The sequence below is a fragment of the Streptococcus mitis genome, assembly GCF_009496155.1.
GTDB classification, from domain to species: Bacteria; Bacillota; Bacilli; order Lactobacillales; family Streptococcaceae; genus Streptococcus; species Streptococcus mitis_BQ.
Genome location: NZ_WIJP01000009.1, coordinates 20,526 through 32,709, shown reverse-complemented (window position 1 = coordinate 32,709; position 12,184 = coordinate 20,526). Strand labels below are relative to the sequence as shown.

General features: G+C 39.4%; 7 protein-coding genes. 5 read left to right on the top strand and 2 right to left on the bottom strand.

Translation table 11 applies throughout. The features are described 5' to 3' along the window. Window positions 1-312 precede the first annotated feature (312 nt). A complete protein-coding gene (locus tag GEZ84_RS06600) occupies window positions 313-2,418 on the top strand; it encodes an ATP-dependent Clp protease ATP-binding subunit (RefSeq protein WP_153223951.1) in 2,106 nt (701 codons plus the stop codon). Window positions 2,419-2,586: 168 nt separating this feature from the next. Here GEZ84_RS06600 and GEZ84_RS06595 read toward each other — a convergent pair whose 3' ends face one another. Both GEZ84_RS06595 and GEZ84_RS06590 read right to left on the bottom strand, forming a co-directional pair. Beyond that, on the bottom strand, window positions 2,587-3,069 hold the full coding sequence (locus GEZ84_RS06595; protein ID WP_000032562.1) for an S-ribosylhomocysteine lyase: 483 nt from the start codon (window positions 3,067-3,069) through the stop codon (window positions 2,587-2,589). A gap of 94 nt (window positions 3,070-3,163) precedes the next feature. Then, a complete protein-coding gene (locus GEZ84_RS06590; protein ID WP_153223950.1) occupies window positions 3,164-4,648 on the bottom strand; it encodes a DUF1846 domain-containing protein in 1,485 nt (494 codons plus the stop codon). 152 nt (window positions 4,649-4,800) lie between these two features. Between GEZ84_RS06590 and GEZ84_RS06585 the strand changes: the two genes are divergently transcribed. From GEZ84_RS06585 to glf, 4 genes are all read left to right on the top strand, one after another. After that, window positions 4,801-6,411 carry a glycoside hydrolase family 13 protein gene (locus GEZ84_RS06585; RefSeq protein WP_153223949.1) on the top strand — a complete coding sequence of 537 codons (1,611 nt, stop codon included), beginning with the start codon at window positions 4,801-4,803 and terminating at the stop codon, window positions 6,409-6,411. A 171-nt stretch (window positions 6,412-6,582) separates the two neighbouring features. Beyond that, window positions 6,583-8,550 (top strand): peptide ABC transporter substrate-binding protein, encoded by a 1,968-nt coding sequence (locus GEZ84_RS06580; RefSeq protein ID WP_153223948.1) that lies wholly within the window; start codon window positions 6,583-6,585, stop codon window positions 8,548-8,550. 203 nt (window positions 8,551-8,753) lie between these two features. Continuing rightward, window positions 8,754-10,712 (top strand): peptide ABC transporter substrate-binding protein, encoded by a 1,959-nt coding sequence (locus GEZ84_RS06575; RefSeq protein WP_153223947.1) that lies wholly within the window; start codon window positions 8,754-8,756, stop codon window positions 10,710-10,712. Between the two features lie 365 nt (window positions 10,713-11,077). Further along, complete coding sequence (glf, locus tag GEZ84_RS06570; protein ID WP_153223946.1) at window positions 11,078-12,181, top strand: UDP-galactopyranose mutase; 1,104 nt, start codon at window positions 11,078-11,080, stop codon at window positions 12,179-12,181. The last annotated feature ends 3 nt before the right edge of the window (window positions 12,182-12,184 follow it).

Genomic DNA, 12,184 nt, shown 5'->3' with positions numbered 1-12,184 from the left:
TTTTGCTGTTTAAAAAATATTGGTCAATTAAAGTCAAATCTCTTGACCTTTTCTGACTAATGTAGTATATTATAAACGTAAGGTAAATGAAAGCCTTACTAGAATACTTATTTAAAGTGAAATAGAAAGAGGTGGGGTCTATGTTTAATCTAGAAATCTTCAGAAGTAAAGATAGTCTACTCCTACTTGAAAAAGAAAAACCAGAAATAGTACCTAGAGTAGCGATTTAGCTAGTCTAAATTTTTTAAGACAAAGGTCAAAGATAGTCAATATCAGTAATCATAACTAAGTAAACAAAAAGAGGTAAAGAATATGAACAACAACTTTAATAATTTTAACAACATGGATGATTTATTTAACCAATTGATGGGTGGTATGCGAGGATACAGTTCTGAAAATCGCCGTTACTTAATTAATGGACGCGAAGTCACACCAGAGGAATTTGCTCATTATCGTGCAACTGGTCAATTGCCAGGAAATGCAGAAACTGATGGACAAATGCCACAACAGGCTTCAGGTATGAAACAAGACGGTGTCCTTGCTAAACTAGGTCGAAACTTGACAGCAGAAGCGCGTGAGGGCAAGTTGGATCCTGTTATCGGACGAAACAAGGAAATTCAAGAAACATCTGAAATTCTTTCACGCCGTACCAAGAACAATCCTGTTCTAGTCGGAGACGCAGGTGTTGGTAAGACAGCCGTTGTCGAAGGTTTGGCACAAGCCATTGTGAACGGAGATGTCCCAGCTGCCATTAAGAATAAGGAAATCATTTCCATTGATATCTCAGGTCTTGAAGCTGGTACTCAATACCGTGGTAGCTTTGAAGAAAACGTTCAAAATTTGGTCAATGAAGTGAAAGAAGCAGGGAATATTATCCTCTTCTTTGATGAAATTCACCAAATTCTCGGCGCTGGTAGCACTGGTGGAGATAGTGGATCTAAAGGGCTTGCAGACATTCTCAAGCCAGCCCTCTCTCGTGGGGAATTGACAGTGATTGGGGCAACAACTCAAGACGAATACCGTAACACCATCTTGAAGAATGCAGCTCTTGCTCGTCGTTTCAACGAAGTCAAGGTAAATGCTCCTTCAGCAGAGGATACTTTTAAAATCCTTCAAGGAATTCGTGACCTTTATCAACAACACCACAATGTCATCTTGCCAGATGAAGTCTTGAAAGCAGCAGTAGATTATTCTGTTCAGTATATTCCTCAACGTAGCTTGCCAGATAAGGCTATCGACCTTGTCGATGTAACAGCGGCTCACTTGGCAGCTCAACATCCTGTAACAGATGTGCATGCTGTTGAACGTGAAATTGAAGCAGAAAAAGACAAGCAAGAAAAAGCAGTCGAGGCAGAAGATTTTGAAGCAGCTCTAAACTATAAAACACGCATTGCAGAATTGGAAAAGAGAATCGAAAACCACACAGAAGATATGAAAGTGACTGCGACTGTCAATGATGTGGCTGAATCTGTAGAACGAATGACGGGTATTCCAGTGTCACAAATGGGAGCATCTGATATCGAACGTTTGAAAGATATGGCTCATCGCTTGCAAGATAAGGTAATCGGTCAAGACAAGGCGGTAGAAGCAGTAGCTCGTGCTATCCGTCGTAACCGTGCCGGTTTTGATGAAGGCAATCGCCCAATTGGTAGCTTCCTCTTTGTAGGACCAACTGGGGTTGGTAAGACAGAACTTGCTAAGCAATTGGCACTCGATATGTTTGGTACCAAGGATGCAATCATTCGTTTGGATATGTCTGAATACAGTGACCGCACAGCCGTTTCTAAGCTAATTGGTACAACAGCAGGTTATGTGGGTTATGATGATAATAGCAATACCTTGACAGAACGTGTTCGTCGCAATCCTTACTCTATCATTCTCTTGGATGAAATTGAAAAGGCTGATCCTCAAGTCATTACCCTTCTCCTCCAAGTATTGGATGATGGTCGTTTAACCGATGGTCAAGGAAATACAGTAAACTTCAAGAACACTGTCATTATTGCGACCTCAAATGCTGGATTTGGCTATGAAGCCAACTTGACAGAAGATGCGGACAAACCAGAATTGATGGACCGTTTGAAACCATTCTTCCGTCCAGAGTTCCTCAACCGCTTTAATGCAGTTATCGAGTTCTCACACTTGACGAAGGAAGACCTTTCTAAGATTGTAGACTTGATGTTGGCTGAAGTTAACCAAACTTTGGCTAAGAAAGACATTGATTTGGTAGTCAGTCAAGCGGCTAAGGACTATATCACTGAAGAAGGCTATGACGAAGTCATGGGTGTTCGTCCTCTCCGTCGCGTGGTTGAACAAGAAATTCGTGATAAGGTGACAGACTTCCACTTGGATCATTTAGATGCCAAACACCTAGAAGCAGATATGGAAGATGGTGGTTTAGTTATTCGTGAGAAAGCCTAATACTCTTCGAAAATCTCTTCAAACCACGTCAACGTCGCCTTGCCGTACTCAAGTACAGCCTGTGGCTAGTTTCCTAGTTTGCTCTTTGATTTTCATTGAGTATAAGACAAAATTTTGAGAATAAAAAAAGAAGGAACCAGCTGAAAAAAACTGGTTCTTTTTTTACGTTTAGATGACATGACGCTCAAAGGCATCATCTGAAATCCCTTGTTCCAAGATGAGTTTTGCCCATTCTTTAGCAGAGAAGAGGCTATGGTCCTTGTAGTTTCCGCAAGATTCGATGGTTGTTCCAGGAACATCTTCCCAAGTAGTAGTCTCAGCGATTTCCTTGAGCGAATCCTTGATAACGGCCGCGATTTCGGCACTAGTGTGGCGCCCCCACATAATCATGTGGAAACCTGTACGGCAACCAAATGGTGAACAGTCAATCATGCCGTCAATGCGGGTACGGATGAGTTTTGCTAAGAGGTGCTCAATGGTGTGAAGGCCAGCAGTAGGGATAGAGTCTTCATTGGGTTGCACTAAACGAATATCATAATTGGAGATGACATCTCCCTTTGGTCCTGTTTCTTCTCCAATCAAGCGAACATAGGGTGCTTTAACAATGGTGTGGTCAAGTTCAAAACTTTCGACAATAACTTCTTTTGACATGGTAAATCCTTTCAGTTTTCTTTTTTTATTATATCATAAAGCTGGCTCCTGAGACAGAGAGAAAACCTCTCCGAGAGTGGAGAGGTTCAAATCGTTACTTACGATACAAGCGGTCGTATTGGTAGTAAGGGTCAAAGGTTACATTGATACCCAATTTACGAAGGACATTCTTGTCTTCATCTGTCAAGATGATAGTTGAGTGGGCTTCGCTTCCTTTGAGGTTGCCAAGTTCTTCCATAGCACGAGTAGCATCAGGATTTTCTGTAGCTGTGATAGCAAGTGCAATCAGGATTTCATTTGAATGCAGGCGTGGATTACGACTACCGAGATGACCGATTTTAAGACCTTGGATCGGTTTAACAACTTCAGGTTCGATTAGTTTCACTTCTTTAGCAATATCAGCTGATTTCTTGATAGCGTTGATAAGAGCAGCGGCTGTAGGGCCAAAGAGTTCTGAGTTTTTACCAGTCACGATTTCGCCAGTTGGTAATTCAAGGGCTAGGGCTGGTCCGCCAGTTTCTTCTGCTTTTTGACGCGCAACGACAGCAACCTTACGGTCTGCAGGTGTGATGCCGAGGTCGTTCATGAGCAACTCGATTTTCTTAACAGCAGATTCGCCAACTTTTTCGGCTTTAAAATCAAGAACAGTTTGATAGTAACGGCGGATGATTTCTTGTTTAGAGGCTTCGACAGCAGCTTCATCATCTGTAATAGCGAAACCAACCATGTTGACACCCATGTCTGTCGGTGAAGCGTATGGAGATTCACCAAGAATACGTTCTAACATGCGCTTGAGCACTGGGAAAATCTCTATATCACGGTTGTAGTTGACCGTTGTTTTTTCGTAAGTTTGGAGATGGAAGGGGTCAATCATGTTGACATCGTCAAGGTCAGCTGTGGCTGCCTCATAAGCCAAATTAACTGGATGATGTAGTGGAAGGTTCCATACTGGGAAGGTTTCAAATTTGGCATAACCAGACTTGATGTCATTGATTTGGTCGTGGTACATATTGGACATACAAGTTGCCAATTTTCCAGAACCAGGTCCAGGAGCGGTTACGACAATCAAGTTGCGACTGGTTTTGATGTAATCATTTTTCCCCATACCTTCAGGAGAAATAATGTGATCCATATCCGTCGGATATCCTTTGATTGGATAATGAAGATAAGAATCAATTCCGTTTTTCTCGAGTTGGTTTCGGAAGGCATCTGCAGCTGGTTGACCAGCGTATTGTGTAATGACAACGGAGCCAACGAAAATCCCTAATTCATTGAATTTGTCAATCAAACGAAGAACTTCTTGGTCATAAGAAATACCCAAGTCGCCACGTGCTTTGGAATGCTCGATGTTGCTAGCATTAATGGCAATCACAACTTCGACTTGCTCTTTTAACTCCTGCAAGAGCTTGATTTTGTTGTCAGGTTCATAACCAGGAAGGACACGAGCAGCGTGGAAATCTTCTAACATTTTGCCACCAAACTCCAAGTAGAGCTTGCCGTCAAATTGGTTAATGCGTTCCAAAATGTGGTCGCGTTGTAGATTCAAATAGTTTTCAGAACTAAAAGCTTGTTTTTTCATTTTTTTACCTCTGACCTCTATTATAATAAAAAATTGGAAGTTAGGAAACTATCGAGTTAAAAAAGAAATCAAAAAGATTAGGCAAACGCTTGCACAAAACTCTGAAAAGCGCTATCATAGACTGTAGATTATTAAAATAATGAGGTAAGAAAATGCAAGAAAAATGGTGGCACAATGCCGTAGTCTATCAAGTCTATCCAAAGAGTTTTATGGATAGCAACGGAGATGGAATTGGCGATTTGCCAGGAATTACCAGTAAGTTGGACTATCTAGCCAAGTTAGGGATTACAGCGATTTGGCTTTCTCCAGTTTATGACAGCCCTATGGACGATAATGGCTACGATATTGCTGATTATCAAGCGATTGCAGCTATTTTTGGGACCATGGAGGATATGAATCAACTAATCGCGGAAGCCAAGAAGCGTGATATTCGCATCATCATGGACTTGGTGGTCAATCATACCTCGGATGAACATGCTTGGTTTGTCGAGGCCTGTGAAAATCCTGATAGCCCTGAGCGTGACTACTATATCTGGCGGGATGAACCCAATGATTTGGATTCTATCTTTAGTGGTTCTGCTTGGGAATACGATGAAAAGTCAGGTCAATACTATCTTCACTTTTTCAGCAAGAAACAGCCTGATCTCAACTGGGAGAATGAAAAACTTCGCCAGAAAATTTATGAGATGATGAACTTCTGGATTGATAAAGGTATTGGCGGTTTCCGTATGGATGTTATTGACATGATTGGCAAAATTCCTGATGAGAAGGTAGTCAATAATGGACCTATGCTCCACCCTTATCTCAAGGAGATGAATCAGGTCACCTTTGGCGATAAGAATCTCTTGACAGTAGGGGAAACCTGGGGAGCGACGCCAGAAATCGCTAAACTCTACTCTGATCCAAAGGGGCAAGAATTGTCTATGGTCTTCCAGTTTGAACACATTTGTCTTCAGTATCAGGAAGGGCAACCTAAGTGGCACTATCAAAAAGCGCTGAATATTCCTAAGTTGAAAGAGATTTTTAACAAATGGCAGACAGAGTTAGGCGTTGAGGACGGCTGGAATTCGCTCTTTTGGAACAATCATGATCTCCCTCGTATCGTCTCAATCTGGGGAAATGACAAAGAATACCGCGAAAAATCTGCCAAAGCCTTTGCAATTTTACTTCATCTCATGAGAGGGACTCCTTATATCTACCAAGGTGAGGAAATTGGGATGACCAACTATCCGTTTGAAACACTGGATCAAGTAGAAGATATTGAATCCCTCAACTATGCGCGTGAGGCTCTTGAAAAAGGCGTTCCGATGGAAGAAATCATAGATAGTATCCGTGTCATTGGACGTGACAATGCTCGTACTCCAATGCAATGGGATGAGAGCAAAAACGCTGGTTTCTCAACAGGTCAACCTTGGTTGGCAGTGAATCCAAACCATCAAGAAATCAACGTTCAAGAAGCATTGGCAAATCCAGATTCTATTTTCTATACCTATCAGAAGTTGGTTCAAATCCGTAAGGAGAATAGTTGGCTTATTCGAGCTGATTTTGAGCTCCTTGAAACAGCTGACAAAGTCTTTGCTTATATCCGTAAAGATGGCGACCGTCGTTTCTTAGTTGTGGCCAACTTGTCCAATGAAGAGCAAGGCTTGGCAGTAGAAGGAAACGTCAAATCTGTCTTGATTGAAAACACCGCAGCTCAAGAAGTGGTTGAAAAACAAATCTTAGCTCCATGGGATGCTTTCTGTGTGGAATTGACTGACTAAAAAGTGGGGACCTCAAGCTTATAGAGTTTGAGGTTTTTTGCTAAAAATTTTTTAGAAAACTCTTTTAAAAACATTTGTTAGAATTTTCTAAAAAATCTGTCGAAAGCTCTTGCATTTAGAATAAAATAGAGTATAATGGTGGAAATAACATATTATTAAAGGAGATTGCCTATGAAATCGAAAAAGTGGCTCTTAGGAGCGGGAGTAACCTTGAGTGCAGCCCTTCTTTTGGTAGCTTGTGGGAAAAGTGATAAGAAAGCAGATGCCCCGAGGAGCTTTTCTTATGTTTATGCAGTAGATCCGTCTTCCTTGGATTATAGCATTACGAGTAAAAGTTCGACCTCTGACGTGATTGGTAATGTTGTTGATGGTCTTTTAGAGAATGATAAATATGGGAATCTTGTTCCGTCTTTAGCAGAGGATTGGACTGTTTCAGCTGATGGTTTGACCTATACGTACAAACTTCGTAAGGGGGTGAAGTGGTATACTTCTGAAGGAGAGGAGTATGCAGAAGTTAAGGCGCAGGATTTTGTTACAGGTCTGAAACATGCAGCAGATGCTAAGTCAGATGGTCTTTCTTTGATTGAAAAATCAATCAAAGGTTTGGAGGCTTATGTTAGTGGTGAGACCAATGATTTTTCAACTGTAGGTGTTAAAGCTCTTGATGATTATACGGTAGAATATACCCTTAATAAACCAGAAAGTTTTTGGAACTCGAAAGTAACAACAGCAACCATGCTTCCTGTAAATGAAGAGTTTTTGAATGCAACAGGCAAGGATTACGGAGCACCAACTCCATCAAGTATTCTTTACAATGGTCCATATTTTTTGAAATCTTTGATTTCTAAATCTGTGATTGAATATGAAAAAAATCCTAACTATTGGGATAAGGAAAATGTCAAGATTGATAATGTAAAATTAACATTCTATGACGGATCAGACCAAGAATCCCTTATCCGTAGTTTCGCTACAGGAGCATACAATACAGCGAGACTTTTCCCAAATAGTTCAAGTTTTGCTTCTACCAAAGAGAAATATGGAGATCAGATTATTTATAGCCCTCAGGAAGCAACTAGTTATTACTTTACTTTTAACGTAAATCGTCAATCATATAATAAAACAGCCAAGACAGATGAAGGACAAAAGCTTTCTACAAAAGAAGCCATGCTGAATAAAAATTTTCGTCAAGCAATTAATTTTGCCTTCAATCGCCACGCCTATACGGCCCAATTAAACGGTGAAGAAGGTGCGGATAAGATTATTCGTAATAGTCTAGTGCCAGATAATTATGTTCAAGTAGCAGGTAAGACCTTCGGACAGTTGGCTCAGGATGAACTACTGAAATATGGAGAACAGTGGAAAGATGTGACTCTCACAGATGGTAAGGATACAATTTACAATCCTACAAAGGCTAAATCTGCATTTGAAAAAGCGAAGTCAGAATTGCAAGCTAAGGGAGTAAGTTTCCCGATTCATTTGGATGTACCAGTAGAACAGACAGATGTAGTTGCGGTTCAACAAACCAATTCGCTAAAACAATCAATTGAAGAAACGCTTGGAACGGAGAATGTCATTGTAGATGTTCTTCAAATGACAGACAATGAGAAGGAAAGTATCACTTCTCAAGCGAAAGTTCCAACCCAAAAAGACTATGATTTGAACGGAACAGGTTGGGGACCAGATTACCAAGATCCAGCAACCTATCTCAATATTTTAGATGCTAAGAAGGGTTCTGCCTTGAAACATCTAGGTATAACAAAGGGCAAGGATCCTGAAGTTATGGCGAAAGTTGGCTTGGATGAATACAAGAAGCTCTTGGATGAAGCTGCCTCTGAGACCACTAATCTTGACAAACGTTATGAGAAATATGCTAAGGCTCAAGCTTGGGTAACGGATAGTTCTCTCCTTATTCCAGTGGCGTCTTCAGGAGGTTCTCCTATGGTAAGTCGTGCTGTACCATTTACTAAAGCTTATTCACAAGTTGGTATCAAAGGAGATCCATTTATTTTTAAAGGAATGGAACTTCAAAATGATATTGTCACAACGAAAGAGTATGAGGCGGCTCTCAAAAAGTGGCAAAAGGAAAAACTAGAATCGAATGCTCAGTATCAAAAGGATTTAGAAAAACACGTAAAATGAGTCTAGGCTTGTTTTTACAAATAATTTTTAATTACTAAATCGCATAAAAACAAGGGAGGACTGTATGAAAGACAGAAATCCTTTGTTTTTTAATGCCTAGAGTTTATAAACTTCCATTCTAGAAATTCAATTAACTTTACAAACCCTCACTAATTTGGTAAAATAAGCTTATGTTATAAAAACTAACATAAAGGAGAAAGAAGATGAATACAAAAAAGCGTGTCCTTGGTACAGGATTGACTTTTGCGACTGCTTTGCTTTTAGCTGCTTGCGGTCAATCAGGTTCAGATACAAAAACTTACTCATCAACCTTTAGTGGAAATCCAACTACATTTAACTATTTATTAGACTACTACGCTGATAATACAGCTATTATTACTAACCTAGTTGATGGTTTGCTTGAAAATGACAATTATGGGAATCTAGTTCCATCTTTGGCAGAAGACTGGTCTGTTTCGAGCGACGGTCTAACTTATACCTACAAATTGAGAAAAGATGCCAAATGGTTCACAGCTGACGGTGAAGAGTACGCCCCAGTCAAGGCACAGGATTTTGTGACAGGTATCAAGTACGCAGTGGATAATAAATCACAGGCCATTGACTTGATTCAAAATTCGATCAAGGGCTTGAATGATTATATTACAGGAGCGGATTCTGACTTTTCTAAGGTTGGGGTGAAGGCTATTGATGACCAGACTATTGAGTATACTTTGACACGCCCAGAACCGTACTGGAACTCAAAAACAACGAACAGTATTCTTTTCCCAGTAAATGAAGAGTTTCTAAATTCAAAAGGGAAAGATTTTGGGACTCTATCTCCAAATAGCATTCTCTACAGTGGACCGTATTTGTTAAAAGATTTTACATCAAAATCATCGATCGAGTATGTGAAAAATCCGCATTACTATGATCATGACAAAGTATCGATTGAACACGTGAAATTGGCTTATTTTGATGGCTCAGACCAAGAATTGATCATCCGTAACTTTGAAAGTGGAGCCTATTCAATCGCTGGGGTTTATCCAAATAGTTCTAACTTTGCTAAGACCAAGGAGAAATATAAGGATAATATCGTCTATAGTTTGCAGGACAAGACTTCTTGGTATTTCAATTTCAATGTCAATCGTAAGGTCTACAACCATACGGCTAAAACGACAGATGAGCAGAAGAAGTCAACTGAGACAGCTGTCTTGAACAAAAACTTCCGTCAAGCAGTAAACTTTGCCTTGAATCGTGCAGCCTACTCTGCTCAGTCAAATGGGGAAGAAGCAGCTAGCAAGACCCTTCGTAACACCCTAGTGCCTCCTACATTTGTCCAAGTTGGAGACAAGACCTTTGGAGAAGTAGTCGCTTCTAAATTGGTCAACTATGGCACAGAGTGGGCAGATATGAACCTAGCAGATGCTCAAGATGCCTATTTTAATAAAGAAAAAGCCCAAGCAAAATTTGCGGATGCTAAAAAAGAATTGGCAAGTCAAGGTGTGACCTTCCCTATTCACTTGGATGTGGCAGTTGATCAGACGAATAAGAATGCTGTGACAGGTATGAACTCTGTAAAACAGACTCTTGAATCAGTTTTGGGTGCTGATAATATTGTCATTGATGTTCAGCAACTTTCAACAGACGATTTTAATAACGTAGCCTTCTTAGCACCAACACCAGCTGATCGAGACTACGATTTGAGCTTTGATGGTTGGGTAGGTGACTACCAAGATCCATCAACTTATCTCAATCCTTTCAATGCAGAGGATGGATTCTACCTCAAGATTTTTGGTCTAGATGCTCAGGAAGATAAAGCGAAGATTACTAGCTTGGGTCTTGATACCTATACTAAGATGCTTAAAGATGCAGATAGCGAAAATAAAGATGTAGCTAAACGTTACGAGAAATATGCTGAAGCGCAGGCTTGGATGATTGATAACTCTCTTATTATGTCTGCTATGTCAGGAGGTGGAACTGCTTCTGTGACAAAAGTGACACCATTTACAAGAGGATACTCATTAGTCGGTATCAAGGGGGATGGTTATAACTACAAGTACATGAAGCTGCAAAAAGATACTGTTACAACCAAACAGTATGAAGAAGCTAAGGCAAAATGGGAGCAAGAAAGCAAAAAAGCAATCGAAAAAGCCCAAAAAGAAGCAGAAAATCATGTTAAATAAGATAAACTAGTTTTTCCGAAAAGAAAATTATTCTATGAAGACAATCATCATTTTTTGATGCTTGTCTTTTTGATTTGACTTATTCATTATATTGGTAGCTGAAAAAATCATTGCTTTATGCTAGAATTGATTAGTATTTCTAGGTTTGCTGATATTGTTTGAAAATCTATTAAAAACTATGTAAATATTGTCTTGTCATTGTAAGTCTATTATTAACTTTATTAGTTTTGTATAGAAGTTCAAAGTATTTTTTGAGCTGACTGTAGAGATCACTTTAGTTTGCTAGCTGGTTTTTACTTAGTATTATTTTATTTTAGGAATAACTTGATTGAAATTTAGTATGTTTTGAATTGAAGGAGTATCGTATGTATGATTATCTTATCGTTGGTGCTGGTCTTTTTGGTGCAGTCTTTGCCCATGAAGCAGCCTTAAAAGGAAAAAAAGTAAAAGTCATTGAAAAACGAAATCATATCGCGGGAAATATTTATACCCGTGAAGAGGAAGGAATTCAAGTTCATCAGTATGGTGCCCATATTTTCCATACTTCTGACAAGGAGATTTGGGATTATGTAAATCAGTTTGCAGAGTTTAACCGCTATACAAATTCTCCTGTTGCAAATTATAAGGGAGAGATTTATAACCTTCCTTTTAATATGAATACCTTCAATAAACTCTGGGGAGTTGTAACGCCAGCAGAAGCACAAGCTAAGATTGATGAGCAACGTGCTGTTTTAAATGGCAAAACTCCTGAAAATTTGGAAGAACAGGCGATTTCTCTTGTAGGTACAGACATCTACGAAAAATTAATTAAAGATTATACTGAGAAACAGTGGGGCAAACCAACTACGGAACTTCCAGCCTTTATCATTCGCCGTTTGCCAGTACGCCTGACCTATGATAATAACTATTTTAATGATACCTATCAAGGAATTCCAATTGGTGGATACACTCAAATAGTTGAAAAAATGTTGGATCATGAAAACATTGATGTAGAAACAAATGTTGACTTCTTTGAGAATAAAGAACAATATATGAAGGACTACCCTAAGATTGTCTTTACTGGTATGATTGATGAATTCTTTGACTATAAGTTAGGTGAACTAGAGTACCGTAGTCTTCGTTTTGAAAGCGAGACCTTAGATATGGAGAATTACCAAGGAAATGCAGTTGTCAACTATACTGATGCTGAAACTCCATATACTCGCATTATTGAACACAAACATTTTGAGTTTGGAAATCAAGCAAAGACAATCATTACTAAAGAACATTCTAAAACATGGGAAAAAGGTGATGAACCGTATTATCCAGTTAATAATGATCGTAATAATCATTTGTATAAATCGTATAAAAAATTGGCTGATGAGCAAGGGAATGTTATCTTTGGTGGTCGTTTAGGACACTATCGTTATTACGATATGCACCAAGTAATTGGAGCAGCGTTACAGTGTGTAAGAAATGAGTTAGATTAAAGA